This is a genomic window from Acinetobacter sp. NBRC 100985 (assembly GCF_000241225.1).
Taxonomy (GTDB): Bacteria; Pseudomonadota; Gammaproteobacteria; order Pseudomonadales; family Moraxellaceae; genus Acinetobacter; species Acinetobacter venetianus.
The window spans coordinates 103,427-130,290 of record NZ_BAEB01000025.1 but is presented as its reverse complement, the minus strand read 5'-3'; the positions used below and the strand labels follow the sequence as shown (position 1 = coordinate 130,290).

At 37.9% G+C, this 26,864-nt stretch carries 24 protein-coding genes; 16 read left to right on the top strand and 8 right to left on the bottom strand.

What is annotated here, in order from left to right:
- Window positions 1–2: 2 nt before the first annotated feature.
- Together yegQ and ACT4_RS10465 are read right to left on the bottom strand one after the other, a co-directional pair.
- Window positions 3–1,367 carry a tRNA 5-hydroxyuridine modification protein YegQ gene (gene yegQ, locus ACT4_RS10470; protein ID WP_007482077.1) on the bottom strand — a complete coding sequence of 455 codons (1,365 nt, stop codon included), beginning with the start codon at window positions 1,365–1,367 and terminating at the stop codon, window positions 3–5.
- A 201-nt stretch (window positions 1,368–1,568) separates the two neighbouring features.
- The gene (locus ACT4_RS10465; RefSeq protein ID WP_004880080.1) at window positions 1,569–1,994 is read right to left on the bottom strand and encodes a hypothetical protein; all 426 of its coding nucleotides are present in this window, start codon (window positions 1,992–1,994) and stop codon (window positions 1,569–1,571) included.
- Between the two features lie 466 nt (window positions 1,995–2,460).
- Here ACT4_RS10465 and prfA point away from each other — a divergent pair, with 466 nt between their 5' ends.
- Window positions 2,461–3,549: a peptide chain release factor 1 gene (gene prfA, locus ACT4_RS10460; RefSeq protein ID WP_007482075.1), complete on the top strand. Its 1,089-nt coding sequence runs from the start codon at window positions 2,461–2,463 to the stop codon at window positions 3,547–3,549.
- Window positions 3,549–4,367 (top strand): peptide chain release factor N(5)-glutamine methyltransferase, encoded by an 819-nt coding sequence (gene prmC / locus ACT4_RS10455; protein ID WP_007482073.1) that lies wholly within the window; start codon window positions 3,549–3,551, stop codon window positions 4,365–4,367. Before prfA ends, prmC begins: the two co-directional genes overlap by 1 nt.
- A gap of 11 nt (window positions 4,368–4,378) precedes the next feature.
- Here the strand turns inward: prmC and ACT4_RS10450 are convergent, their stop codons facing one another.
- Window positions 4,379–4,996: an FMN-binding negative transcriptional regulator gene (locus tag ACT4_RS10450; RefSeq protein WP_007482072.1), complete on the bottom strand. Its 618-nt coding sequence runs from the start codon at window positions 4,994–4,996 to the stop codon at window positions 4,379–4,381.
- Window positions 4,997–5,029: 33 nt separating this feature from the next.
- Window positions 5,030–6,073 (bottom strand): AraC family transcriptional regulator, encoded by a 1,044-nt coding sequence (locus tag ACT4_RS10445; protein ID WP_007482071.1) that lies wholly within the window; start codon window positions 6,071–6,073, stop codon window positions 5,030–5,032.
- Window positions 6,074–6,217: 144 nt separating this feature from the next.
- On the opposite strand from ACT4_RS10445, the gene ACT4_RS10440 reads away from it, so the two are divergent.
- Together ACT4_RS10440 and ACT4_RS10435 are read left to right on the top strand one after the other, a co-directional pair.
- The gene (locus ACT4_RS10440; protein ID WP_007482069.1) at window positions 6,218–6,988 is read left to right on the top strand and encodes a 3-hydroxyacyl-CoA dehydrogenase; all 771 of its coding nucleotides are present in this window, start codon (window positions 6,218–6,220) and stop codon (window positions 6,986–6,988) included.
- Window positions 6,989–7,168: 180 nt separating this feature from the next.
- A complete protein-coding gene (locus tag ACT4_RS10435) occupies window positions 7,169–7,744 on the top strand; it encodes a hypothetical protein (RefSeq protein ID WP_007482067.1) in 576 nt (191 codons plus the stop codon).
- A 90-nt stretch (window positions 7,745–7,834) separates the two neighbouring features.
- On the opposite strand, the gene ACT4_RS10430 is transcribed toward ACT4_RS10435, so the two are convergent.
- Complete coding sequence (locus ACT4_RS10430) at window positions 7,835–8,413, bottom strand: flavin reductase family protein (RefSeq protein ID WP_007482065.1); 579 nt, start codon at window positions 8,411–8,413, stop codon at window positions 7,835–7,837.
- Window positions 8,414–8,467: 54 nt separating this feature from the next.
- The gene (locus ACT4_RS10425; RefSeq protein WP_007482063.1) at window positions 8,468–9,487 is read right to left on the bottom strand and encodes an AraC family transcriptional regulator; all 1,020 of its coding nucleotides are present in this window, start codon (window positions 9,485–9,487) and stop codon (window positions 8,468–8,470) included.
- A 277-nt stretch (window positions 9,488–9,764) separates the two neighbouring features.
- Here ACT4_RS10425 and ACT4_RS10420 point away from each other — a divergent pair, with 277 nt between their 5' ends.
- The 8 genes from ACT4_RS10420 (at window position 9,765) to ACT4_RS10385 (ending at window position 16,220) form a co-directional block, all read left to right on the top strand.
- Window positions 9,765–10,781 carry a triacylglycerol lipase gene (locus ACT4_RS10420; protein WP_004880063.1) on the top strand — a complete coding sequence of 339 codons (1,017 nt, stop codon included), beginning with the start codon at window positions 9,765–9,767 and terminating at the stop codon, window positions 10,779–10,781.
- Window positions 10,782–10,864: 83 nt separating this feature from the next.
- Entirely contained in the window at window positions 10,865–11,905 is a 1,041-nt protein-coding gene (locus ACT4_RS10415) for a lipase secretion chaperone (protein WP_007482062.1), read from the top strand.
- A 234-nt stretch (window positions 11,906–12,139) separates the two neighbouring features.
- Window positions 12,140–12,868 carry a HesA/MoeB/ThiF family protein gene (locus ACT4_RS10410; RefSeq protein ID WP_171054803.1) on the top strand — a complete coding sequence of 243 codons (729 nt, stop codon included), beginning with the start codon at window positions 12,140–12,142 and terminating at the stop codon, window positions 12,866–12,868.
- Between the two features lie 57 nt (window positions 12,869–12,925).
- The gene (locus ACT4_RS10405; protein ID WP_007482058.1) at window positions 12,926–14,224 is read left to right on the top strand and encodes an AarF/ABC1/UbiB kinase family protein; all 1,299 of its coding nucleotides are present in this window, start codon (window positions 12,926–12,928) and stop codon (window positions 14,222–14,224) included.
- 56 nt (window positions 14,225–14,280) lie between these two features.
- Window positions 14,281–14,661: a dihydroneopterin aldolase gene (gene folB / locus ACT4_RS10400; protein ID WP_007482056.1), complete on the top strand. Its 381-nt coding sequence runs from the start codon at window positions 14,281–14,283 to the stop codon at window positions 14,659–14,661.
- A complete protein-coding gene (locus tag ACT4_RS10395) occupies window positions 14,618–15,052 on the top strand; it encodes a 2-amino-4-hydroxy-6-hydroxymethyldihydropteridine diphosphokinase (protein ID WP_007482054.1) in 435 nt (144 codons plus the stop codon). The genes folB and ACT4_RS10395 overlap by 44 nt, the downstream gene beginning before the upstream one ends.
- 39 nt (window positions 15,053–15,091) lie before the next feature.
- On the top strand, window positions 15,092–15,643 hold the full coding sequence (locus ACT4_RS10390; protein WP_007482053.1) for a DUF2799 domain-containing protein: 552 nt from the start codon (window positions 15,092–15,094) through the stop codon (window positions 15,641–15,643).
- 118 nt (window positions 15,644–15,761) lie between these two features.
- Entirely contained in the window at window positions 15,762–16,220 is a 459-nt protein-coding gene (locus tag ACT4_RS10385; protein WP_007482051.1) for a hypothetical protein, read from the top strand.
- 50 nt (window positions 16,221–16,270) lie between these two features.
- On the opposite strand, the gene coq7 is transcribed toward ACT4_RS10385, so the two are convergent.
- Window positions 16,271–16,906, bottom strand: coding sequence for a 2-polyprenyl-3-methyl-6-methoxy-1,4-benzoquinone monooxygenase (gene coq7 / locus ACT4_RS10380; RefSeq protein ID WP_007482050.1), 636 nt, complete (start codon window positions 16,904–16,906; stop codon window positions 16,271–16,273).
- A 3-nt stretch (window positions 16,907–16,909) separates the two neighbouring features.
- A complete protein-coding gene (locus ACT4_RS10375; protein ID WP_007482048.1) occupies window positions 16,910–18,229 on the bottom strand; it encodes an MFS transporter in 1,320 nt (439 codons plus the stop codon).
- 165 nt (window positions 18,230–18,394) lie between these two features.
- On the opposite strand from ACT4_RS10375, the gene ACT4_RS10370 reads away from it, so the two are divergent.
- From ACT4_RS10370 to ACT4_RS10355, 4 genes are all read left to right on the top strand, one after another.
- Complete coding sequence (locus ACT4_RS10370) at window positions 18,395–21,115, top strand: autotransporter assembly complex family protein (protein ID WP_007482047.1); 2,721 nt, start codon at window positions 18,395–18,397, stop codon at window positions 21,113–21,115.
- Between the two features lie 48 nt (window positions 21,116–21,163).
- Entirely contained in the window at window positions 21,164–25,669 is a 4,506-nt protein-coding gene (locus ACT4_RS10365; RefSeq protein WP_007482045.1) for a translocation/assembly module TamB domain-containing protein, read from the top strand.
- Between the two features lie 134 nt (window positions 25,670–25,803).
- On the top strand, window positions 25,804–26,268 hold the full coding sequence (locus ACT4_RS10360; RefSeq protein ID WP_007482044.1) for a DUF4124 domain-containing protein: 465 nt from the start codon (window positions 25,804–25,806) through the stop codon (window positions 26,266–26,268).
- 97 nt (window positions 26,269–26,365) lie between these two features.
- Window positions 26,366–26,731: a hypothetical protein gene (locus ACT4_RS10355; protein WP_004880036.1), complete on the top strand. Its 366-nt coding sequence runs from the start codon at window positions 26,366–26,368 to the stop codon at window positions 26,729–26,731.
- Window positions 26,732–26,864 lie beyond the last annotated feature (133 nt).

Below are 26,864 nucleotides of genomic sequence, written 5' to 3'. Positions count from 1 at the left end.
TCTTAGTTCGCTGCATAAGCCAAAGCAGAAGATTGTAATTGCTCTTTTGCATGAGGCAGGTTGCGAATTAATAAAGCATAAGCAATATCTATATCTTGTGACAGTGGAATCTCTACGATATGACCTGAGCCTTTAGCATTGTCGATTGAATTACCTTTTAGGTCACGCATATGCTCAAGCACAAAAGAAATATTGCCTTTTGGTGTCATCAATTCGAGCGAATCCCCCACGAGGAAACGATTTTTAACTTCAATACGAACATAGTCGCCGTGACGTTCCAAAACTTCACCGCAGAATTGTTGATAATCAAAATGTGATGAACCATCTTCATAGTTCTGATAGTCGCTGTGAATATGTCGACGTAAGAAACCTTCGGTATAACCTCGATTTGCCAAGCCTTCGAGTTGATGCATTAAGCTCTGATCAAAAGCTTTGCCTGATAAAGCATCATCAATTGCTTTACGATAAATCTGTGCAGTACGAGCACAATAAAAATAGGATTTCGTTCTCCCTTCAATTTTAAGCGATGCAATCCCCATATGCGTCAGACGATCTACATGTTGTACTGCACGGAGATCTTTTGAGTTCATAAAGTAAGTTCCATGTTCATCTTCTTCTGCGGCAAACATTTCTTCTTCATTGCGTTGAACTAAAACTGTTTGTGTAGTGTCTTCTGAACCCGAGTTTGAACAACATTGTTTAGGTTCGTCTAATTGCTGAACAGGGATGACATCACCATTGGCATCTTCTTTTGCATCATGGATTCTATATTCCCAACGACATGCATTGGTGCAAGCACCTTGATTGGCATCTCGCTTATTCATATAACCTGAAAGAAGGCAACGACCTGAATAGGCCATGCATAAAGCACCATGTACAAATACTTCTAATTCGATTTCAGGGACATGTTTTTGGATTTCTTCAATTTCCTCAAGTGATAACTCACGAGAAAGGATGACACGACTTAGTCCATAGTCTTTCCAAAATTTTACGGTTGCCCAGTTAATCGCGTTTGCTTGTACTGAAAGATGTATTTGCACGTCAGGGAAATGTTCACGCACCATCATAATCAAACCTGGATCAGACATAATCAAGGCATCAGGTTGCATCGCAATAATCGGTTCAATATCTCGAATAAAATTTTTCAGCTTACTGTTATGTGGTTGAATGTTGACAACAACATAGAATTTTTTACCTAAGGCATGTGCTTCATCAATACCGATTTTTAAATTGTCATGATCAAACTCATTATTACGAACGCGTAAACTATAACGAGGTTGACCTGCATAGACTGCATCTGCTCCGTAAGCAAAGGCATAGCGCATATTTTTAAGAGAACCAGCAGGCGAGAGTAATTCGGTATTCATGTAAAAACACAAAGGCATATAAAAAATAGGGGATTATTCTAGGAAGAACAAGAAAAGGATTCAACCAAGTATTTAAGTCAGGATTTTTAGCATTACATCCTTATTTGCCAATGCCAGTCTCACCTTTAAACAAGTCTAAATTTATAGAATCTCCAGAAATCTTGCTTAGATAATAAAAAAGCACCCGAAGGTGCTTTTGAATTAGTGATGACGGTGTTTACGTTTTTTCTTATATTTTTTAGATTGGTGATTGTCATAATAACGATCTTGACCAACTTGACGACCTAAAGCTGCACCACCAGCCGCACCCGCTGCTGCACCGATGTAACCACCTGTTGTTCCACCTAGATTTTTACCAACTGTATAGCCACCGACACCACCTAAACCGCCACCGATAGCAGCTTCGGTACGTGTACGTTTACTACTTGCAGCCGCTGCACCACCAGCACCACCAATCGCAGAACCAATCATAGCGCCGCTGTTTCCACCAACTTCTTTACCAATTGCAGTACCGACAACACTACCAAGCGCAGATGTTGCTGCTACACGTGTACCATTATCTGCATGAGCAACGGTCATCAGAGAGGTACTTGCTAAAATCGCACATAACCAAGCATTGGCTTTCATTTTTAACTCCACGTTCCTATTGAATAGGACATCTTTTGTAATGGGAGCAAATGTAACAAAGTTTGAGATGGAAAATGTGGAGATGCTTTCCTGAATTATTACGGTTTAGTGATTGGATTGTAGTGTTTTGTTGCTTTCGATGAGAAATAGAGCGATAAATCAATTCAAAACCCGAAGTAGATAACGATTTAATCTCGTTTGAAAATACAGAATTATAAAAATAGTAGGCAATGTTCTAACTTGGATATGTTATTTCAAATTTTACACTTCGCTTCAATAAATAAAACTGCTCAGAACAGATAAAACCAAGTGATTTGTGATGAAATGATGGTGGAATAGTAAGTTAGCAAACTTCTCTATGTTATTTAATCAGGAGAATCTGTAAACTATGCGCAATTTTTTGATTTTGCTCGTGCTTCCGCTGGTTTTGTTGCATAGAGTCTTTAGATTTTGAGATATTCCACCCATGAAAGCATCACTCCGTTTAAGATTAGATCAATTATGTGATCGTCATGAAGAGCTGACTGCATTGCTCGCAGATGTAGAAGTTATTTCGGACAATAAACGTTTTCGTAAACTGTCACGTGAACATAATGATTTAACAGAAATTACTGAGGTTTGGGCTAAATATCGTCAAGCTGAAGAAGACATCGAAACTGCTGAAATGATGAAGTCTGATCCAGACTTTAAAGATATGGCAGAAGAAGAAATAAAAGAAAATAAGTCGCTTTTAGTTGATCTCGAAGATCAATTGAATGTATTGATGATTCCTAAAGATCCAAACGATGCCAATGCTGCTTATCTTGAGATTCGTGCAGGAACGGGTGGTGATGAAGCTGCGATCTTTTCTGGTGACTTATTCCGTATGTATAGTAAATATGCTGAAACTCAAGGTTGGCGTATTGAAGTGCTTTCTGAAAATGAAGGTGAGCATGGCGGTTATAAAGAAGTGATTTGTCGTGTAGATGGTGAGGGCGTATACGGTCGCTTGAAATTTGAAAGTGGTGCACATCGTGTACAACGAGTACCTGCCACTGAGTCACAAGGCCGTGTTCATACCTCTGCATGTACAGTTGCGATTCTTCCAGAAGTAGATGTAGACACAACAGTGGATATTAACCCTGCTGATTTACGTATCGATACCTACCGTGCATCAGGTGCGGGTGGTCAGCACATTAACAAAACCGATTCAGCGGTGCGTATTACCCATATTCCGTCAGGTGTTGTGGTTGAATGTCAAGAAGAACGTTCACAGCACAAAAATAAAGCTAAAGCGATGGCACTACTCGTATCACGTTTAGAAAATGCAAAACGTGCTGCGGCTGATGCAGCAACTTCAGAAATGCGCCGTGACTTAGTGGGTTCAGGTGACCGTTCTGAACGTATCCGTACTTATAACTACCCACAAGGCCGTATGACGGATCACCGTATCAATCTAACTTTATATAAATTAGATGCGATTATGGAAGGTGATTTAACAGAATTGTTGGATAGCCTGCATCGTGAATATCAAGCGGATCAGTTAGCTCTGCTTGCACAGGAAAATGGCGGCTAATGAATATTGCTCAAGCATTAGAAATCAAAGGCGAAATTGATAGCTACGAACGCCAAGAAGCAGCATGGCTACTTGAGCATATCGTAGGAATCGGTGCTTTGGAGCTAAAGTTAAGGCTTGAGCAAGAGTTGACTAAAATACAAGAACAAGCTTATTTAGATGGGCTTGCGCGTATTGAACAGGGCGAGCCATTGGCTTATGTTACGGGTTCTCAGCCATTTTGGACGCTAGATTTAAAAGTAACCCACGATACTTTAGTTCCACGTCCTGATACTGAAATTTTGGTTGAAACGGTGCTGAAACTTCCAATCAGTACGAATGCCAATATTGTCGATTTAGGTACAGGAACAGGCGCAATCGCTTTGTCGTTGGCAAGTGAGCGTCCGCAATGGCAGGTTACAGCAACTGATGTTTATCTACCGACCTTAGACGTTGCAAAAGAAAATGCGACTCGACATGGTTTAACGCAAGTTAACTTTGCCTGTGGAGCTTGGTTTGAGGCTTTAGAATCGCAAACATTTGATTTGATTGTATCTAATCCACCTTATATCGATCCAGAAGATGTGCATATGCAAAAGCTTAAGTCTGAACCTGAGCGAGCATTAATTGCAGATAATCACGGACTAGCGGATATTGAAATCATTATTACTCAAGGTAAAGACTGGTTAAAGCCAAACGGTTGGATTGTGCTTGAACATGGTTATGATCAAGGACAGGCGGTACGTAATATCTTTGAGCAACATGGATTTAGTCAAATCCAAACCATTCAAGATTATGGCGCAAATGATCGCGTTAGTTTAGGGCAGAAATCAGATTAATCTTCAATATATTATTGAATTGCTTGCGCCAATTTAGCTTTACCTTGTTGCTCTAAACCATCCACAACACCGACTGCATCAACTTTATCGCGATTTTGACTGAGTTTAAATTTTCCAGTCATTTGCTGGATTTTAATTTCTATTCCAATGATGCCTTTGAGTTCTTCAGCGATATAGTCGCTTGGTGCATCAGACATTTTCCAAGGTTTCGGTTGTTTCGCCTCATGTGTTCGAGTCAGTTTTGCGAGAATACCGCGTAAGGATTTTTCATCTTCTAAAAAGCGAATAGCGCCATTGACGTGAACCACTTGATAGTTCCAAGTCGGTACGTGTTGATGGTGTTGTTGCTTGCTTGGATACCAGTTCGGTGAAATATAGCCTTGTTCACCTTGAAAAATGACAAGCACCTCTGTTCCATTTCTGATTTGGGTGTGTAGAGGATTATTTCTTGCAATATGTGCAACGAGAATAGCACGATGATGTTCAGGTTCACGGAGCAGCTTAAATGGTAAATGATTAGCCTCTAAGCCATTGGAGCTTTGGCTAACTAATGTCGCAAAGGGATAATTTTCAATGAGTTGGTAAAGCTTTTCATGATCTTTCTCTTCAAAAATCTCAGGAAGATACATTTTTAACCTCCATTTATTACGAATCCAAATTGCTTAAAAACTCTTTTTGTTGGGGGATGACTTACGGTAAGTACCTGGGCTTACTCCACTCCATTTTTTAAAAGCGCGATGAAATGCACTTGGATCATGGAAGTTCAGCTCATCACTAATACTTTGAATGGAATCATTGGTTTTGCTGAGGCGTTCAATTGCAATATCGCAGCGGATGTCATTTTTAAGCTGTTGATAGCTAACACCTTCTTGTTTCAAGCGCCGTTGAATCGTTGCCGTCGACATATTTAATTGTTGTGCGATATCTTTTAATTCAGCCCATAGTGAAGGCGGTTGCAACAGTAATTGACGACGAATCTGCAAGCTTAAAGAATTTTCATTTTTAAAACGTACAATTAGGTTATAAGGTGTCTGACTCAGAAAATCTTTTAATGCCTGTTTATCTTTCTTAATTTTATGTTTGAGATAATGTGCATCAAATTCGATTTTATTCTGTTCCCCATTGAACTGAATGTCTTCGCAGAAACGAACACGATAATCTTGTATTTCTACAGGTGGATGGCATCGAAAAGTCATACTTTGAAATGCGATACGTTGATCGCTCAACCAACACATCAAACTGTGCACTAACATTAAAAAAGTTGAATAGGTGAACATACGTTTAGGCTGTTCGTGATCGTGCAAAATCAAATAGGCTTTGTCACCTTGTTTAACAAGTTCACCATGAATATCATCTAAGATTAGACTGAGAAATCTTAGAATTTCTTTTATCGCTTGTTCTAATGTTTCAGCATTGAATGCGAGTTGAGCCAAAAGCTTATAACTGCCACGCCGCATGGGGTGTTGATCCATTCCCAAGAATTCATCATTCATGGTTTCTGCAAGTTCTATCCATAATTGTGCGCATTGAGTTACAGGAACACGCGCTTTGGTCGAGGTTAGCAATTCTGCTGAGATACCTGCACGATTGGCAATACTCACGATATTTAAACCACGACTTGCGGCAACACTTAACGCTTCACGGATTAAAGCATTAGAAATAGTATCTTTGGCCGAATTTATATCTAAAGGTAAGTTTTTGCTCATACAACAATGAAATACAGGAGAAAAAAATAGATTAAATGCTCAAAAGTTGCATTAAATTTGCTACTTTTTGGAATTGTATCGGAAAAAACTTCGCTTTACTCTGACTTATAAAAATTTATATCTTTAATTTGATAGGAAACGTAAATGAAAATTCAAGGAAAACATTTTGTCATTACTGGCGGTGGTTCAGGATTAGGTGCAGCTACAGCAGAATATCTAGTAGAAAAGGGCGCATCGGTAACGTTGGTGGACATGAATGCTGAAGTTGGAGAACAACAAGCTAAAGCACTAGGCGATCAAGCTGAATTCGTAAAATTAGATGTAACGGATGAGCAAGCCGCTGAACAATTTTTTAAAGATGTTGTAGAAAAGCATGGTGCACTACATGGTTTAGTCAATTGTGCGGGCATTGGCCCATCGGCGAAAGTTGTGGGGAAAGAAGGGGTTCACGATCTTGCGATGTTCTCTAAAACTTTACAGATCAATGTGACTGGTACATTCAATATGCTTCGCTTTGCTGCTGATGCTATGAGTAAAAACACTCTAGCTGAAGGTGATGAAGACCGTGGTGTGATTGTGAATACGGCATCTGTAGCTGCTTTTGATGGTCAGATTGGACAGGCAGCATATTCAGCTTCAAAAGGTGCAGTTGTTGCGATGACTTTACCGATCGCAAGAGAACTAGCACGTCATGCGATTCGTATTATGGTGATTGCACCAGGTATTATGGAAACGCCAATGTTGAAAGGATTACCGCAAAACGTACAAGATGCATTAGGGCAAATGGTTCCATATCCTTCTCGTTTAGGTCGCCCTGAAGAGTTTGCTCGTTTGGTTGCCCATATTGCCGAAAATTCTTACTTAAATGGTGAAGTGATTCGTTTGGATGGTGCTATTCGCATGGCAGCAAAGTGATAATTTCTATTTAAGTTTTACAAGCAGGTTTTGCTGATAGACCGTTGTAAAAAGAAATTTTACAACGGTCTCTATTTTAGGTTCCAGTGCTTAGACTTGCCCATTTGATTATTTCATTTTAATGTTAGGTAAAAGATTTTATGTAGCACAATAAAAATAATCGAGTTTTGGAGCTTATTAATGCAATCTATAAAAACTTTATCAGTCGCATTTACATTACTTTTAACAGGCTGCGTTGGTAATATGAATCCAACGGGTAATATGACTCGACCAAACTATCCATACTATACGACACAACAACCGATAGCCGTTAAAAATATACGTGTACCCGCTGGCACGACACTTGTGTATGAGAAATATGCGTTTAAAAAGGGTAAGCAAGAGCATCTATTACCTGAAGATAAGCTCACAGATATAAAATTACCAGAAGGAAAAACAATTGTTTGGGGAGGTGTACCTGTCACTCAAATTTCTCGATTTTTTAATACAGAAATGCGGGGTTACTCAGTATATGCAGATTTCAATCAGCTTGAACTCAAGCAGCGGACGCAATTTTCTAAGTTGTGGCAAAGTTGCAATGATGACTTAGGAATTACGGTCAAAGATATCCGCGATTGGTCGTTTAATAAAAATAATATCGCTGATGTAGAAAGTTGTAGCGTAAATTATCAACGATATTTCAAAGATGATGCTCAACAAAAGCAGTTTTTAGATACATTGTATTCTGAGTTAATGAAAGTTGATTCGCCATCATAACCGATGGTTTTACTAGGCTATTGCTTGAGATGAAATACTATTTCAGTGTTGGTATATAAAAGGGAAATGGAACTGCATTTCCCTTTTGAATTAGAGCTGAGCTTTTACTTCTTCACCAATCAAATAAAACGTTCCGCCAGCAATGTAATGCAGACTTCTTAAAGACTTATCGACATCTTCAAAATGCCAGTGTCCATCACGGAAAACGCGTGAATCTGCCCAAGCTGCAATGACTGAACCAATAAATAGATCATGGTTTTGTTGATTATGTGGTTCAGGGATTACTTTACAGACTAGCCATGCTATGCAGCCATCAACTAATGGAACTTCTAGATCATCTTTATAAAATAGCTCAGTTTTGCAGTCTGCTAACTTATGAGGATGATTAAACTTACTGATAGTGCCCAACTGATGCACCATATCAAGTTGAGCAAAACAAGGAACTTGAAGTGCAAAGTATCCACTTTGTTCAACCAACTGGCGCGTTTTGGTACTTTTATCCAATACCACAGTGACCTTCGCAGGTGTTAGCTCTAAAGCACATGCCCAAGCTGCCGCCATAACATCAGTGTCTTGCTTATGTTGAGCTGAAACTAGCACCGTAGGGCCATGATTTAAAAGACGATAAGCTTTAGGTAACTCAACCGCTAATAGATTTTGAGTGCTCATACACTTTCCGAATATTTCTGAACAAAACCATTGTTGCATAAAGATCGTTGAATTTTACTCAATTTCCCAACGTTTGTAGGCACGATTAAAACTTGAGGTAGATGAGTAGCCGAGTTTTTTTGCAACTTCTTCTTTCGTGATTAACGGATTTAATAATAACTTACGCGCTTTTTGTTTACGTACGTCGTCATATAGACTTTGAAAGCTGACCCCTTTCTCTTGTAGCATCCGCTGTAATGTTCTTTTGGTTAAATTCAACTTTTGAGCCACTTGATCAATGCTGAGCAATCCTTCTATTGGATCATCAATCAACCGTTTAACTCGATAAAGAATATCTTGTGTCGTAACTAACTCATCAAGTTCTTTTTGACAGAGCAATTTAAACTTTTCAGAGGTAAGAGGGTCAGACATACTCAAAGGTCGATCTAAAAATTCGGCAGGTGCTATTAAACGAGTATGTGGTTGTTCGTAACGTATTTCTTCAAAAGTAGTATTCAGAATTTTATTAAAACGAGAAAAGTAGGGCGGATATTTACATTGTAAATCAATGCTTGGTTTAAAATCAGGAATGAAAAATCTAACTAAGTGAACGAAGCCAGTTAAGAAAAAAATACAACTAAATTCATATGATCGAGTATCTGAAACATCAGTGAAGTTCAATAGAGATGGATCATAAATAATCGTATAGTAGGCTAGATGTTGTTCGATTTTGAAATCAAATTCTACAAACGAACATTGTAAGCTAACGAACTGATTAATCGTTTGAATTGCATCATAAGCATTTTTGGATATTGCGACAGTAAATCCAAGTAAGCCATGAGAACTGATTTTAATCTGTGTTCCTGCGTAAAATCCGATGCCTTCTTCTTGTGTCAGCTCGATTGTACGCTCAATAACTTTTTTAAACGAAGCGAGACTAATTTTATAACTTAGATCATTCAGCTTATCAATTTCTACACCAGTTCCCCAAAAAAGGGTTTCAACAGAAATATCCCATTGAGCCACGACCTCACTTAGTAAATGTGCATAAGAGCTACTTATAAAATGATGTTTATGATGACGAGGAAGACTCATGATAGTAACTAAATTCCATTTTTAAACTGATCCTGCGACTTTGAAAATAATCTAGCAATGTGAATTTGAAAATGTACATTCATCGGAATTTTCGGATTCGAGCATAATTTTGGCGTCTATTGTTATGAATTTGGCGCAGTTTGTTTTAGTCTAAAATTCACGCAATATTTGTAGGGAGTATAATTTTGCAGTTCATTTGTATGTTTGGAATGAATCCGCGTACAAATCGCACGGACTATATAGCTGTAATAAAAACGAAAAATGCTAGGAGCAAAACGTGAAGAAAAAATATTTAAGCGCTATGACGTTGATGGCGGGTATGCTGATGAGCAGTGGATCTGTAGTACATGCAGGTTTGTTCGACTTCTTATCACCAAAGGCATCATGGCAAAATTGTAATGTGGACTCATGTTCAGTCGGCGGTAGTACTTATGTTACCTCTAGTTATGCCAAAACAAAGTATCCAATCTTATTAGCACATGGTATGGCTGGTTTCTCTGCTGTTGGGCCTTTACAGTATTGGAATGGTATTACAGAGGACTTGGTTGGTAATGGTGCAAATGTGTTTGTCGCTCAACAAGCATCATTTAACTCATCAGAGGTACGTGGAGAACAATTACTTTTACAAGCAAAACAAGTTCTGGCAATTACAGGCGCTCAAAAGGTCAATTTGATCGGACATAGTCATGGCTCACAATCAGTTCGTTATGTAGCGAGCCTTATGCCAACTAAAGTTGCCTCAGTAACTGCTGTAGGTGGACCAACTAAAGGTTCTGATGTTGCTGATGTGGTTTATTCCATCACTCAATCACCAGTCGGACCGATAGCAGCACCTGTTGTTGCAGCCGCAGTGGATGCTTTCTTTTCTTTAGTGGGTATTGGGTCTGGTCATTATTATGATCAAGATGCAATCGCAGGACTGAATTCACTTACAACTGCTGGCTCAGCAAATTTCAATAGTCGTTTCCCAGCAGGTGTTCCAACGACTGCTTGTGGTTCGGGTACTGAACTTGTCAATGGTGTTCGCTATTATTCATGGGGTGGTACAGGGGTGTTAACTAATGTATTAGATCCTCTAGACTATGCTTTAGTTGCAACATCATTACTCATAAGTGGTGAGAATGATGGCTTGGTGCCACGTTGTTCAAATCACTTAGGCACGGTCATTCGTGATAATTATAATTTTAACCATTTGGATGAAGTGAATCAGGTGTTAGGCTTGGTTGGTTTCTTACAAAATCCAGTCACTCCTTATCGAACTCAAGCAAACCGTTTGAAGAATCAAGGTCTATAACTACTCAAATATAAGGGAGTATGGTTTTACTCCCTTTACCATATAACGGTTCACACAATTAATTATAAATAGAGCAAGGGATTATGAGCGGTAAATTTATAAATCATAAGACAATTGTATTTGGTGTTATCACGAGTGTATTGCTCTTGCTACTGCTGATTTACTATGCATTTAAACCAGAAGCTCAAACTCAAAACCAAAATATAAATACGCAGACAATACAGCCAAAAAACACAGTTTTAGAAAGTGCAACTGTAAACAATAAACAAGGAAAACTGCCAACCCTAGCAGCATCATTACAAGGTACAGAGATTGACTGTCCAATTCAGGTCGATGCAAATGGGAAACTCATTTTAACGGTTGGTATTCGTAGCTGTTTCGATTATTTCTTTTCTAGCTTAGGTGAAAAAACTGAAACAGAGCTTGTCGCAGATATACGACAATACTTACTCGCTACATTGCCTGAATCCGCTTCAAACTATGCAATTTATTTACTTGATCAATATGTTGCTTATATGCATGCACTACAAAACTTAAAACCAAATGCAGGCTTTAAATCTAATAATGTTGATGCTTTGCAAAAAGTCGTAGATCAAATGGCAAAAGTGCAACAACAGTTTTTTAATGCGGCTGAAATTAATGCTTTGTTTGGTAATGAAAGAAATCTAAATCAATTTAATCTTGAGCAAATGCGTATCCATGCCAATAAAAATCTAACGACACAAGAAAAGGCTACAGAGCTTGCGAAGTTGATTGATGAATTACCTCCAGCGTTGGCCGACGGAGTACGGGTTTCGATGCAATTCGCTGAATTGCAGCAACTTACGAAAGAAATCCAAGCAAAAGGCGGATCAGCTCAAGATTTAAGAAGTATGAGGGAAAGTTTACTTGGGCCTGAAGCAGCTGATCGTTTGGAAAAAGTTGATCAAGAAGAAGCAGTGTGGCAAACGCAAGTTAATCAGTATTTATCTGCGCGGGATCAAATTTTAAAAAGTGATGCAAATGATGCCAGTAAACAACAATCTATTGCCGAATTACGTAATAGTTCATTTGGGACGAAAGAGGATTTATTAAGAGCTCAATCCTATGAAGTGATGCATGATCAAAAAAGTAAAGGATCATAATCAATCATTATTTCTAGCTGTAAGTGCTCTCCATTATATTTCCCTGAAATGAGTTGTAGAAATGGAGGGTAACTCACTTCAATAAAAAATATGAATTTGCTGTTTATTCGTATTTTATGCAATTTAACTTTCATAAAAATGCGCTGACACTTAGAATCTAATCTGTTCGGAACAGGCTAGAGAATTGTTGTGTCAAACCATTTAGAAAACGAATTTGAGCTAAGTAATGATGAAATGCATCTTTATAGTCGTCAGATTTTATTAGATGGTTGGGACATTGAAGCACAAGAAAAACTCAAACTCGCCAATGTTTTGATTATCGGTGCAGGTGGCATAGGTTGTACAAGTGCTGAGCTTTTGGCACGAGCGGGTGTGGGTAAAATTACGATTGTTGATGCTGATACCATTGAGATGAGTAATCTTCAGCGACAGATTGCATTTACATTGAATGATCTAGGCCGTTACAAAGCAGAGATTTTGGCTAAGCATCTACAAACAATTAATCCGCATATACAAGTGAACTATCAAAATATACGTTTTGACCCAACGAATGCTGATGATTTAGTACAGCATCAAGATGTAGTTTTAGATGGTTGCGATAATTTTAGTACGCGTTATTTGGTCAATTCGATTTGTCGAAAATATCAAATCCCATTAATTAGTGCTTCAGCGATTGGTTTCGAAGGGCAGTTATTTATGGTTGATGCTGAGACCGCATGCTATGAGTGTCTATTTCCTAAAGAAAATCATGCAAATGAAGGATTAAGCTGTGCAGAGTCAGGTGTGCTGGCTACCACCCCTGTCATTATGGCGTCATTACAAGCACATCACACTTTATTGTTCTTAGGGCGTGGATTAACGCCACTTAAACAGAAACTTTTGCTTTGGAATGGTTTAAATCTTTCACAGCGTATTTTGCAATTTGAAAAAGATGCAAATTGTCCGGTTTGTCAGGCAACTTAATCGGTAAATGCCGTGAAATTTGATAAACTAAAACCATCTATGAGGCAATGAAAGATTATGAAAAGAAATATTTTATTCGATGGATTGCGTTCTGTTGCACGTATCGGTGAAACAGTGATGGTTGCAGCACAGGCAGGTGTAAAATACGCAACTGAAAAACCAAGTAACGCAAAACTTATGCGTGAGACTTTTGAATCATTGGGTTCTACTTATATTAAACTTGGTCAATTCATCGCAAGTACACCATCTTTATTTCCTCGTGAATATGTTGAAGAGTTCCAAGGCTGTTTAGATCAAACACCAACTTTGCCTTTTAGCTATATTCAACAAGTTTTAGCTGAAGAATTTGAAGGTAAGAATCTAAATGAAATCTTTAGCTTTATTGATGAAAAGCCTTTAGCATCAGCATCAATTGCACAAGTACATGCTGCTCGATTAGTTACAGGTGAAGATGTTGTATTAAAAGTACAAAAACCTGGTGTGGAAACGATTCTATACACAGATTTAAATGTAGTTCATTGGGCAACAAAACTCCTTGAAAAGGCAGTTCCTAAAATCAAATTTGCCTCTTTGTCTGAAATCGTTGATGAAATCAAAACACGTATGGTACGTGAAGTTGATTTTATCGAAGAAGCACAAAATCTTGATGATTTTGTACAGTACCTAAATGTTTCAGGTAATCAAGCTGCAACTGCGCCAAAGGTTTATCACCAATTCTCTACGCGCCGTGTTTTAACGATGCAACGATTGTATGGTGTGTCTTTAACTGATTTTGACGTCGTAAAGAAATATGCAAAAGATCCAACACAAGTATTGATTACAGCCATGAATACATGGTTTGGTAGTTTAATGTTATGTAAGAGTTTCCATGCAGATTTACATGCAGGGAATCTAATGTTGCTTGAAGATGGTCGCATTGGTTTTATTGATTTCGGTATTGTTGGTCAATTAAAGCCAGAAGTTTGGACTGCATGTATGGCATTTATGGATGCTTTGCAGCATACCAATTACACGACTATGGCTGAAAATATGCTCAAAATGGGGATGACGCATCAGAAAATTGATACCCAAGTTTTAGCTGATGATCTCGAGCGTTTATTTAGTGGTGTACTTTTAGCCGATCCTCAAGAGATTCTGACTTCAAATCCAGCTGATCTTAATGACATTATGATGGATATGATTGGGGTTGGTGAACGTCACGGTATTAAATTCCCGCGTGACTTTGCGCTATTATTCAAGCAAATGCTATATTTTGATCGTTTCATGCGTGTTCTCGCACCATACACCGATATTTATGCTGACCAACGTTTGAAAATGGTTCACAATATCGAACCTGCTTCATTCTTGAAGCACTAAAAATTCTTTTAAATCCCCCTTGTTTTAAGGGGGAAACTTTATGTGATGCTGAGTTAATGGACGCCATTATTATAGAAGGGCTAAAAGTTGATACGGTTGTTGGTTGTTTTAATTGGGAACGCCAAATCATTCAGCCTTTGATGTTGGATTTAACGATTCATAATGACTTGAGTCAGGCTGCTCAGTCTGATGAGTTGGAAGATACGCTGAATTATGCTCAAATTTGTGAGTTAGCTGCACAAGTGATCCAACAAGCACAACCCAAGTTAATTGAGCATGCTGCTCAACTGGTTCTAGAGAGTTTATTTAAGACTTTTTCTTCGATTGAATCTATTATTATCACTATTCGTAAACCTGCAATTATTGCTCAAGCAACTGCAGTAGGAATTCGCCTTGAACGCAACAGAAACGATTTTTGCGCTCGCACTGGCGAGTAATGTCCAACAACAACATCATTTCAGTTTTGCTTATGCTCAAATTAAGCAATTGGGTGATGTGAAATTTTCTTCTATTTATCAGATTCCATGTCGTGATGGTGTAGGTGCTGATTATTGGAACTCCGCTTGTTTATTAACAAGTACCTTGTCTGTTGAGGACATGATTGAGGCATTAAAAAAATTAGAATTAGAATCTGGGCGTATTCGGCCCTCGCATCATATTAGCTTAGACATCGATGTTATTGCTTGGGGCAAAGATTTGAACCATATGCAATTTAATCCAAAGAAGCTACCATTGGCAGTAGATGTGAAAATTCCTTTAGTTGAATTATGGCAAGATGATGCGCTGGAATATAATTCAGAGCTGCAATATCCTGTCATTACAATGTAATTTTATTGTTTGTAACACCATAATAATAGGAATAATTTTATGAAAATTATTTTTCAAATTTCATTTTTAAGTCTTTTACTGTCTGGTTGTGCAGCCATGAGTGTTGATCAATGTCAAACGGCAAACTGGGCAAGTGTTGGTGAAAAAGACGGTTCTGCAGGACGAGAGTCAAGATTAGATAAATACTATTCATCGTGTCAGAAAGCGAATATTGTTCCGAATCAAGCGCTTTATGAAAAAGGTTATAAGCAAGGTTTAAGTTATTATTGTCGTCCTGAATCAATCTTCTATGAAGCGATGGAAGGACGCGGTAATTATCAAGTTTGCCCAGTTGAAAAACGTGATGCGTTACGAGCATATTATCAAGTTGCTAATGAATACTACCAAGCAAATTCTGAATTTGATCGCTCACAAAATGATGTCAGTTATTATTTGAGCGAATTAGAACGTAAAGATTTATCATCAAAGCTTAGAGATGACTATAAAAAGCGTTTATACGATTTACGCTCAAATAGCAGCAGAGTTCAATATCGTTATCAAGATGCTGTAAGGAACCTTGAACGATTTAAAGCAGAACATGGATTGAATTAATCCAATCATAAAACCTATGGTGCTGCCATAGGTTTTTTTATAAATAGAACAATTGAAACACATACTAAAAGCTTAAGCAGTGTTTGAATATTCACATGAATTATTTAAAAGGAACGGCATGAAAATTAAATATCTGATATTGGGCTTAGTTACGTGTAGCGCGATGAACTCGGCGTATGCGATTGATGCCAAATATCGAGAATTACTAATCCAATCAGGTTGTACACAAGTGAGTGAAATGCAAGGTTGTGATATTTATAAAAGCAAAGAACAGAATGCAAAGGCGGGTTTCGTCACTCAACAACCTCAACAAACGATATCAAATCAAAGCACTCATCAAACAGATTGGGTTGCTCAAAAAGCTGATGGTTCAAAACTGGCAACCATCAAAACTGATGATGCAAAACGTGTATGGGTGAATAGCAAACGAGTGTTCTTTGTTAAAAAGGGCAAAGATCAGTTACAGTTCAAAAAAGATAAAATAACCTATGTGATTTTTACTGAGCAAAATAGATATTCGCAAAGTTATTGGCATAATCAAAAAGCAAACATGAATGGTAAGATTATTGTTAAATGATCTGTGATTGATTATAAAAAAGGGCGTTGTGTTGAAACGCCCTTTATCTTTTATAAATAGTAACTGGTTTTAGTCATGAGTTTAGAAATGGCTGTCATGGTGATACGAACAGGTACAGGTAAATCAACACCACCCGCATTGAGTGCTGTATCTCGATGATGAAGCTCATCTTCATTCATTTGTACTAAGATTTTACGTGAACGCTCATCATGTTCGGGTAATTGTTGAATATGATCTTGTAAATGTTGGCTGACTTGACGCTCTGTTTCTGCGACAAAACCTAAGCTATATTTGTCACCCGCGATTCCTGCAATTGCACCCATACCATAAGACAAACCATACCAAATCGGGTTAAGTAGGCTGGTGTGGCTGTCTAACTCTTTTAAACGATCTTCACACCAAGCAAGATGGTCTTGTTCTTCGATGGCTGCTTGTTGCATTTCTTCACGAACATGAGGGAGTTTTGCTGTCAATGCTTGTCCGTGATAAAGCGCTTGAGCACAGACTTCGCCACTATGATTAACACGCATTAAACCTGCAACATGACGAGCATCACTAACGCACAGTTGTGATGGTTCATGATCTGCTGGATTACCGCGTTGAGCACTCGTTGCACCAGGAACTAAGCTGCGTAATGCTTGGTCAAATGAGTTAATCAGCTTATCTAGACCTGTATACTGACGCATAAGTTAATCCTCTAAAGTGTTTGGAACATTTGCAATAAGTGGTTTTAGTCGTTTCAACAACCAAATGGAGAAAAATGCACTTAAAACAGCCGTAATAATAAATAAGATTTTAATATCAATTTTTAAAATGCTTAAGACTAAAATTGAGAAAATTGCAGATGAAACCATAAATACAGCATTTAAAATATTATTTGCTGCCACAACACGCGCACGATGAGAGCGCGGAGAATAAGCCTGCATCATGGCGTACAGTGGCACGATATAAAAACCACCACTAATACCCAGTAGAGTGACTGCTAACATCACGTGATAATAGACTAAACCTTGAGTAAAAATGTCGCCAAGATTGAGAAGCTCACCCGTGCGTTCAGGAACAAAAGCAAGGCTTGCAGCTAAATAAAGTGCAAATACAGTCAGACCAACAGCACCGTATGGCACCATCTTGATATTGATATCACTACCGCCAATCTTTCTGCATAGTAGTGAACCAACACCAATTCCTACAGAGAAAAAGGTCAGTAATAAGCTCACGACATTTTCAGAAGCATGTAAGTTTTGTTGAGTGAGTTGAGGAATTTGGGTGAGGTACGTAGCGCCATAAAACCAATACCAAGAATTACCCAGCAAAATAATAAAAACAACTGGAATGCCTTTGACGTATTTTAATGTCTGAAAGCTAGTACGGACAAAGTTCCAATCAATCTTTAAGTCTGGTTCAGCAACTTTTTGAGGTAAAATAAATCGGCTACATAAATAGCCTAAGCAGGCAATTGTGAAAACTGTGATACTAATCCACAATAAGTTTCCTTCAGACGAGGCGATGACAGCGCCACCTAAAATCATACCGAGTAAAATTGCAATAGAAGTACCCGACTGAAATAATGCATTACCAGACATTAATTCCTGAGGTTTTAGAATTTCAGGCAAGATGGCGTACTTAATTGGACCAAAGCAGGTCGAATGTGTACCCATAAGAAATAAAGCAAACAATAACAGCCACAAATTACCAAGTAAAAAGCCTGCTGTTCCGATGAGCATGATGACAATTTCTAATATTTTAATAAATCGAATAAGCTGAGATCTTTCATATTTATCAGCGATTTGACCTGCTGTCGCTGAAAAGAAAAAGTAAGGTAGAATAAAAAGAAGTGCAGCAAGATTATTTAAAGTGCTAATTGGGGCGCTTTGTTGCTGAATCCAACCATAGGTAATGACTAAGAGTAAAGCTTGTTTATAAACGTTGTCATTCAGTGCCCCAAAAAATTGTGTGAAAAACATCGGAACAAACCGACGTGATGTCATTAAGTGGTCATCTTGTTTCATCGTGTGTTCACTTCATTGTGTTTTATAAAAAAATGTGACTTACTGTAAAAATACTACAAAATGCATGTATGATACTTTCAATGTTTGATTGGATGAAAATCAACGATTTGAAGAACTTTTCACCCATCAAAAAAAGATAAATTAAAAATAAGTTTAGAGTTTCACATGCCATCTAAAGCTAAGTTTAAACAGTCAACACTGGTTCATTCTATGCATTTAATATTTAAAATGCAGGGCTTTCCTAAACTTATTTGTAGTAGTTTTTTAATTAGTTCTTGTATATCAGTTGCTTGTGCTCAAGAGCAGGTTTCTGATCTGTCGAAAAATGAAACAATTGAACAACCTACAACAACAGTTGATTCAGACACTGTACAAGAAACAACGACGTTTAATACCCAATTGGTCAATGCTTTACCAAGTTCGAATATCAATGTGCAAGACAGTTTGGACGCGTTAAAACAGCAAGAACAATCCGTAAATCAAATTAACGAATTGAAACCAATTCAGTTAGACGACAACTTAGAAGATTTACCAACGGTCACAGTTGATCAAAATATGGCAGACGAAATTTTTCGTGTTGCTGAAGAAGCAAAAAATGATGCGAAAAATTATCGTGATAATCCAACTAAAACATCCGATGTATTGGTGAATGATGCTTCGCAGGCGGAATTGACAGAGATTACCAAAGCACCTGTGAATATTGATCAATTGATGCAGGAAATCCAAACAGACAGCAAGATTGTTGTTGAAGCAAATGAATCAGGGCGAACACTACCTGAATTGCAAGTCAATGATGACAAGAAAGATGAAAAAGTTGGCTTCTTTAAAAGAATTTGGAATCGTTTACATCCTGATAATCTACTCAATGCTGAGAAAATACCCCGTATTTCAGCAGATGTTTCAGGTGCGCCAGCGATATTGGCAACGAATATCAAGGCTAAGCTTTCTACTTTTACTCAGGAGTCGTTTGAAGATTTTAACGTTGCATTACCACAATTAAGATCACTTACAAATCAAGCTGCACAAGCAGTAGGTTATTACAATGCTGAATTTAAATTTGAAAAAGTCAGTGATAGCAAGGTTAAAGTCAACGTCACGCCAAATGAACCAGTTAAAGTCAAAGAACAAAATATTGAGTTTTCTGGAGCAGGTGAGAATTTACCACAACTCCAAGTTCTTCGCTTAATTCCTGAGCAAGATGAAGGTGATATCTTCAATCACGGTAAATATGAAGAGACTAAAACTAAAATCGTCAGCGCTGCAACCGACAATGGTTTCTTTGATGCTTATTGGCGATTACACGATGTAAAAATTACTCAACCAGATAAGACAGCGGAAATTAACCTGAAATATGAGACTGGCGACCGCTATAAGCTTAAAAAAGTTGAATATCGGATGAGTGATCCGAGTAAGCCTTTACCACTAACACAAAAAGTATTGGATAGCTTAGCTCCTTGGAAAGAAGATGATGACTATGCTTTCTGGCGTGTTAACGCATTAGCAAACAACCTCACTAATACCCGTTATTTTAACTACACCTTGGTTGATACGATCAAGCCAGACCCGATTCAACCGCCTTTAGAATTAGCACCCGATTTACAGGCATTGGTTGATCAACAAAATATTCAGCAATCACAGCTGATGAGTAGCCAACAGAAAGCTGATTTGGCTCGGCAAAAAGTCGTTTCTGCTGAAGAAGTGACTCAAGATGTTGTGGATGAATCACAGTTCTCTGGTGGTGAGTCACAACAATACGCAATTGCACGTGCAATGCCACTCTCGCATGATCACGATGATGAGGAAGAGGAAAGACAAAAACTAGAAGAGCAAACGCGAATCGAGAAAAAAATCCCAGTTGTTGTGACATTGAACGCAGATCGTTTAAACAGCTTAGAAACAGGTCTGGGGTATGGTACGGATACAGGGGCACGTATTCGTAGCCAATATCGACGTGCGATTGTAAATAAGTATGGACATGCATTTGATGCCAATATTGAGGTTTCACAAATTCGTCAATCAATTGATGGACGCTATAGCATTCCTTACAAACATCCATTAAATGATTATTTTAACCTTGTTGGTGGTTATGAGCGTGAAGAGCGTGACGATATTGGTCCAGATGTCAATCTTCTTGTTGAATCTGCGGTATTGGGTGGTGAGCGTGTAATTAAAAACCCGCTCGGTGATTGGCAACATACGATGGGTGTTCGTTATCGTCTAGATCGACTCACTAAAAAAGGTGATGTTGATGTAAATGAGTTACCTGATGCATTTAAAGTATCAGGAATGGATTCAGAACAAGAATCTCTATTGTTTGGTTATGAACTATCTAAAACCAATGCCAATTCTCGTTTAAATCCAACCAAAGGCTTTAAACAGACCTACAAAGTTGAACTGGGAACTGAATCATTACTTTCTGATGCAAACATGGCGATCTTAACTGCTGGTTGGAGATTTATTTATTCACTAGGTGAAAACGATGACCATCAGTTTGTTGGTCGTGGTGATGCAAGTTATATTTTCACTGATGATTTTAATAAAGTACCTTATAACTTGCGTTTCTTCACAGGTGGGGATCAGTCATTACGTGGATTTGACTACAAGAGTTTATCGCCTGAAGAAGATGGTTATAAGATTGGTGGTCAGGCGTTAGGGGTTGGTTCCCTAGAATATAACTATCAGTTTAAAGATGGCTGGCGAGCAGCAATTTTTTCTGATTTTGGTAATGCTTATGATAAAGATTTTAATAATCCGACAGAATATAGTATTGGTGTTGGTATTCGTTGGAGATCGCCAATTGGCCCAATTCGATTAGATGTTGCATCAGGTATTTCAAATGATAACAATCCTATTCGATTACATTTCTTTATTGGCCCACAGCTTTAATAAACTTTAAAAAATCCTTTAAAAGGTCAAATAATTTTCAGGTTGATTATGACGGAAGTAGAACAGCAATTAACGCCTCCAATTGGACCTAAATCAGAACGGCATATTTTCCGTAGTATTGTGCTGATTATATTTATCACGCTTTTATTATTGGTAAGTTCAGTGCTAGTAATGATGTCTACAGATAAAGGTAGCCGCTTTCTGCTAGATCGTGTACTTCAGACTCAACAAATTATTAAGTATGAATATGAGGGTGGTAATTTACTTTCAGGCATTATTCTAAAAAATGTACTTGTACAACTGAAAGCAGTAAATGTCTCAATAGATCGTGCAGATGTATCACTTGGTTGGCGTGCGATTTTAAACAAAGAAATACACTTGAGTCATGCTGATATCAAGAATCTGGTCATTATTAATAAAAATCCACCATCAGGTAAGCCGTTTGCTTTTGATGCAATTAAATTACCTTTCGTTCTGCGTGTAGATGAAGCGACCTTAGATCGTTTAGAAATCAAAACAACAACATCAACTGTTGATTTTAATGATATTTATTTAAAAGATGCATTATGGTCAGGTACAAAGCTGAATTTTGAAGATTCACGTATGGATATGGGCTACTTAGCTCTACAAAATGCCACAGGTGAAATGGACTTTAGTGGTAAATATCCACTGAATGCCAAAGCTGATGTGATCATTCCTGCACTCAATAGTCTAGATATTAAAACCATTAAGCTTGTTGCGACGGGTACATTGGATACCTTAAAGGCAGGCATTGCAACACAAACGCCTGATATGTTGACAGGTTGGGTTGTCGTTCATCCTGTACGTGATCATGTGCCTATGAATGGTGAACTATTATTTAAAAACTATCATTTACCATTACTGAAAGAGCAAAAGCTATTTGCTAAAGATGGTGTTGCACGTTTTCGTGGTGATATTCAGAAATTAGTCATTAATTTAGATACTGATCTAAAGGGCGAGCAAATTCCAGAAGGTAAATATAATGCGCTCATGGATACAGACCTAAAAAATCAACTGAATATACGAGATTTTAATGGGCAACTCATGGATGGATCTGTTGCTTTAAATGGTTTGGTCAATTGGCATGAGCATGTTTCTTGGGATATTAAAGGCCGTTTAAGCCATTTGAATCCAAAAAATGAAACCGTACCCCAAGTTGCTCAAGACTTTTTACCACCGAATTTAGATGCGAATATTAGTTCATCGGGAACAATGGAAAAAGGTTTGGCATTAGTTGCTGAATTGGCTTTTGATAAATATGAAACATGGAATGTAAAGCTTAACCAAGCTGAAGCGAAGGACAAAAAGCCTCAACCGATGCTATTAGATGTTTCTTGGAAAAATATCGACCGTGCTGTTCCCTATATTGGTTGGTTAAGCAGTGATGAAGGTCAAACCAATATTGCCTTGAAAGAGGGTCAACAAGATATTTATCTATCGACAACTGTACGCCCGCATGAGCAAACAATATTACCAACAGGTAAGTACAATGCACGTCTTGATGTAAAAGGCAGTCTGTTAGATGTTGAAAACTTTAGTTATCAAGCTGCCAAAGGTAGCTTAGTTGGTCAAGCAAAAGTAAAACTCCCATCTGAAAAGCAACAACTTTCATGGCAAGCTCAACTCAAAGCAGAAGATTTTAATCCACAAACAGTTTCGGCTTCAGCACCCGTTAATTTGCTAAACGGTGAAATTAAAGCGACAGGATTTGCCAAGCCAAATCGACAAATTATTCAGTTAGAGCAGATTGATTTAAAAGGTCAGCTTGCTCAAGCGGGTAGTAATGAAACGATTGCTTTAAAAGGTAAAAGTACAGCCGCACTCATTTTCCACGATCAAAAAGCAGGTGGTGGTTTTAAAAGCTTTGCTGTGAAATACGATGGTTCATTAAATGCTTTAAATCAGGGTAATGGTTTATTAAAAATTGATATTGCTGGAACACCAGAATTTATTAAAGTGAATGAACTCAAACATGATGGCGTAGCAGGTAAACTGTTTGCTACAGGTTCAGTAAATCTAAAAGATAAATTAGGCTGGGATATTGATGCTTCATTAGTACGATTTAAACCACAGTACTTTGTTTCTAGTGTCAAAGGTGAAATTTCGGGTCATGTAAAATCACAAGGCGTTTGGTCAGATCAATTGAAACGTATTGATATTCGTCAGTTAAATGCAGCAGGTTTTATTAATAACAAACCTGTACGTGGTCGTGGAAATCTTACTTTATTACTTGATTCAAACCAAAAAGGCTTCTTGCCGCAACAGTTTGAAGCAAATGATCTGTTCCTTGCGTATGCTCAAAATCAATTGCAAGCAACAGGCAATGCTCAAAGCTTAAAAATCAAATTAAATGCACCTGCACTATATGAGCTATATCCAGGTTTGCAAGGACGTGCATACGGTAGTTTAAATATCCAATCGCAACCGCGTTTGAAAGCTACAGCAAATATTGCAGTTGATGATTTTGCATTCAATGATTTGGTAAGTACTAAGTCTTTGCGCATTCAAGGTGAATTACCGACATCTGAAACAACGCCTACTTTATTGACTGCAAAAATTGATAATTTGCGTAGTGGAAATAAAGAAATTGAAAATGCAGTTGTCAGTCTTGCTGGAACTCGAAAAGCACATCTATTAAAAGTTGAAAGTAAAAATCGCCAGTCAAATTTCTATGTTCAACTTGCTGGTGGCTTCAATGCAAATAATGATTGGTTAGGGCAATTGCAAAAAGGCAACTTTAGCTCACGTCGTGTCAACTTAGTGCAAAGTCAAAATGTGCCAATCATTTATACAACCTCATTGTCTGAACTGTATATCGGTCAGCATTGTTGGCAGAGTTCAAATAGTCAGTTGTGTTTAGATCAGGCAGCACGATTAAGTAAAGCCAAAGGCCATTTCTCTGTTGTCACGAAAAATCTTGAACTCAATGACTTTGCAGCATTTATGCCCGAAGGCTTAGCCGTTACTGGCCAGTTAAATGGTTATGCACGTGGCTCATGGGTAAATGGTAGTCGACCAAAACTTGATGCTAGTCTGGTCACACGTAAAGGTGAGATTGGTTTAGCTGCGGCTGATCCACAAGATATTGCAACGACAGTAACATATGACGAGTTAAGTCTGATTGCGAAAAGTGTGAATGATGGTTTGTTGTTCCGTGTTGATATGAAAACACCTGATATTGGCACAGGTTATGCCAATGTGATTATCAATCCATATCAAAATAATATGCCGATGCGAGGTGAAGTTGCATTTGATGATGTTCAACTAAAAGTATTCAAACCGTTCATTAAAGATGTTCGTTCAATGTCAGGTACATTGGCACTCGCTGGTAAGGTCAATGGAACACTGACTCAGCCTCAGATTACGGGTGAGATGCGATTAAAAAATGGTGCGATCAGTATGATTTCGTTACCTGTGAATCTTAGCAATATTCAGCTTTATTCATCGATTCGCCAAGACTCAGCAAGTATCGATGGTGCATTTAACAGTGGTCGTGGTGTAGGGCGTCTCAAAGGTAGCTTTGATTGGAAAAATGATCCGCATTTAGCCTTAACATTAAAAGGTGACAATTTACTGGTACGACAAGCACCAATGATCACTGCAATTGTGCAACCTGATTTAAGTTTGGATGTTTATCCATTCCAACAAAAATTAAGTTTAAAAGGTTCAATTGATGTGCCGCGTGCTCGTATCTCGATGCCAGAAAGTTCTGCGACTGTAGTTAATGTTTCACCAGATGTTCGCGTCGTACAGCAAGGTCAAGATTTATTAGCAACTTTGAAAGCAGCTAAACCTTGGGAAATCCGTGCAGATATGACAGTGACTTTAGGAAATCAAGTCATCTTCCAAGGCTTTGAAAGTAATATTCCTTTAGTCGGTCGTCTACATTTATCTCAACGTGGTTTAGAAACTGCAATGCGTGCCAATGGTGCAATTGGTGTAAGTCAAAAAGTTAAAATTGAAGCTTATGGTCAAAGCTTAGATCTTAATCGAGCAATTGCACGTTTTAATGGGCCATTAGCAAACCCAACTCTTGATATAGATGCGAATAAACCTGTCCAAGGCAGCATGGTAGGCGTACGTGTGACTGGTACAGCAACCGTTCCGAATGTACAGGTTTATAACGATGCAGGTTTATCTGAACAAGAAGCACTAAATGCATTGTTAACTGGTCGAATCAATGAGGGTAATACAGGCTTGAGTAATACCGAAGGCTTTAAGTCAGATGTAAATAATACGATTGCCGCTGCGGGTATTAGTATGGGGCTTGGTGGAACACGAGCGTTAACCAATCAAATTGGACGTACTTTCGGATTGAGTGGTTTAGCGCTTGATGCACAAGGAACAGGTGATGATACACAAGTGAGTTTAACGGGATATATCACACCTGATCTATTCATTCGTTATGGCATTGGTGTGTTCACACCAGTGAATAAACTAACATTGCGTTATCAAATGAATCGACGATTGTATTTGGAAGCAAGTCAGTCTTTAGAAAGAGCGATCGATATATTCTATAATTGGCGTTTCTAATCCATTTCAGTCAAACCTGCTTTATTTCGATAAAGCAGGTTTTTTGTTTGTGGTTATTTTTGCAAATAAATGTGATACAATTAATATAAGTAGTTGAAAATTAAAGAATAAATGACATTTTTTGGAGAAATGAGATGAAATCTGTCACTTTTAGTCAGGTTTTGGCAACTGTAAGTATTTGTATGCTGAGTAGTGTATTTCATGTGAATGCGAAAGAATATTACAAGTGGGTTGATGCACATGGTGTAACAACATACTCAGCAACGCCACCGCCAGCTAAAAAACAAGAACCTCAACTTGATCCTACACAGAAAAAAATAAATGCTGTGACATCTCCGACGACTGCTGTAATTCCACCTCAATCCAATAATGAGGTTAAAACCAACTCAACTACAGTGAAATCAACAGTAAATGCTCCAGCAAAAAATACCACTGTGAGTGCAAAAATAGAGGTGAATATTCCTTTAAAAAGCTGTAATGGGGTGAGATGTTGGGATACGAAAGGGAAGAATTACAACTTAGTTCAAGGCAATACTTATCTGTCATCGACTGGTGGTAAATGTCAAAAAACAGGCAACAATATGCATTGTAGTAAATAATTTGTATGCTTTTATTAATGGAAGCCATGTTTTAAAAACATCTTTTTTGCAAAATGACTGAGTTTCAGTATGATGTGTGCATTCGATTAGCCGCAGTATGATGATGAAAAAAGTTCTATTGATTGCATTGGGTTTAGCTTTGGTTGGTTGTGCTGAAAAAAAGCCGTTAACACCTGAAGAAAAATGGCATGGCTATTGCGTCAGTGTGGGGAATGCAGCACGTTCGATTACTTTAGATCGCCAAAATGGAATTGAACAGAAACAAGCAACAGAACATGCGGGTAAAATCGAAGATGAAACGACACGTAAATTCATTTTTGAAATTATTGAAAATGTGTATGCAATTCCAGCAGATCAATTGAAATCTGATCCAGAAGCATTACGTGAAAAGTTAAAGCAAGAATACACTGATAAATGTTTGGCAACACCACATGATAAATTGCCAAACTATAAATTATTCTAATGTTAAAATAGAAAGACAACGTTGTTGTCTTTTTTTATGCATTTAATTCATTGTTTTATTGGACTTTAAGCTACTACCAAAGCGGTATTTAAAACAGATGAACATTTCGCTATAAAATAATGGGCATCACGTA

Bases quoted from the DNA above. Each gene is read 5' to 3' on its own strand.
- ACT4_RS10440 (WP_007482069.1), top strand. From the start codon at position 6,218: ATGAAAATTCAAGGAAAACATTTTGTCATTACTGGCGGTGGTTCAGGA.
- ACT4_RS10385 (WP_007482051.1), top strand. From the start codon at position 15,762: ATGAAAATTAAATATCTGATATTGGGCTTAGTTACGTGTAGCGCGATG.
- ACT4_RS10445 (WP_007482071.1), bottom strand. From the start codon at position 6,073: ATGAGCAAAAACTTACCTTTAGATATAAATTCGGCCAAAGATACTATT.
- ACT4_RS10355 (WP_004880036.1), top strand. From the start codon at position 26,366: ATGATGATGAAAAAAGTTCTATTGATTGCATTGGGTTTAGCTTTGGTT.
- yegQ (WP_007482077.1), bottom strand. From the start codon at position 1,367: ATGAATACCGAATTACTCTCGCCTGCTGGTTCTCTTAAAAATATGCGC.
- ACT4_RS10370 (WP_007482047.1), top strand. From the start codon at position 18,395: ATGCCATCTAAAGCTAAGTTTAAACAGTCAACACTGGTTCATTCTATG.
- prmC (WP_007482073.1), top strand. From the start codon at position 3,549: ATGAATATTGCTCAAGCATTAGAAATCAAAGGCGAAATTGATAGCTAC.
- ACT4_RS10435 (WP_007482067.1), top strand. From the start codon at position 7,169: ATGCAATCTATAAAAACTTTATCAGTCGCATTTACATTACTTTTAACA.
- ACT4_RS10365 (WP_007482045.1), top strand. From the start codon at position 21,164: ATGACGGAAGTAGAACAGCAATTAACGCCTCCAATTGGACCTAAATCA.
- ACT4_RS10405 (WP_007482058.1), top strand. From the start codon at position 12,926: ATGAAAAGAAATATTTTATTCGATGGATTGCGTTCTGTTGCACGTATC.
- ACT4_RS10360 (WP_007482044.1), top strand. From the start codon at position 25,804: ATGAAATCTGTCACTTTTAGTCAGGTTTTGGCAACTGTAAGTATTTGT.
- ACT4_RS10465 (WP_004880080.1), bottom strand. From the start codon at position 1,994: ATGAAAGCCAATGCTTGGTTATGTGCGATTTTAGCAAGTACCTCTCTG.
- folB (WP_007482056.1), top strand. From the start codon at position 14,281: ATGGACGCCATTATTATAGAAGGGCTAAAAGTTGATACGGTTGTTGGT.
- coq7 (WP_007482050.1), bottom strand. From the start codon at position 16,906: ATGCGTCAGTATACAGGTCTAGATAAGCTGATTAACTCATTTGACCAA.
- ACT4_RS10450 (WP_007482072.1), bottom strand. From the start codon at position 4,996: ATGTATCTTCCTGAGATTTTTGAAGAGAAAGATCATGAAAAGCTTTAC.
- ACT4_RS10390 (WP_007482053.1), top strand. From the start codon at position 15,092: ATGAAAATTATTTTTCAAATTTCATTTTTAAGTCTTTTACTGTCTGGT.
- prfA (WP_007482075.1), top strand. From the start codon at position 2,461: ATGAAAGCATCACTCCGTTTAAGATTAGATCAATTATGTGATCGTCAT.
- ACT4_RS10410 (WP_171054803.1), top strand. From the start codon at position 12,140: ATGCATCTTTATAGTCGTCAGATTTTATTAGATGGTTGGGACATTGAA.
- ACT4_RS10425 (WP_007482063.1), bottom strand. From the start codon at position 9,487: ATGAGTCTTCCTCGTCATCATAAACATCATTTTATAAGTAGCTCTTAT.
- ACT4_RS10375 (WP_007482048.1), bottom strand. From the start codon at position 18,229: ATGAAACAAGATGACCACTTAATGACATCACGTCGGTTTGTTCCGATG.
- ACT4_RS10430 (WP_007482065.1), bottom strand. From the start codon at position 8,413: ATGAGCACTCAAAATCTATTAGCGGTTGAGTTACCTAAAGCTTATCGT.
- ACT4_RS10415 (WP_007482062.1), top strand. From the start codon at position 10,865: ATGAGCGGTAAATTTATAAATCATAAGACAATTGTATTTGGTGTTATC.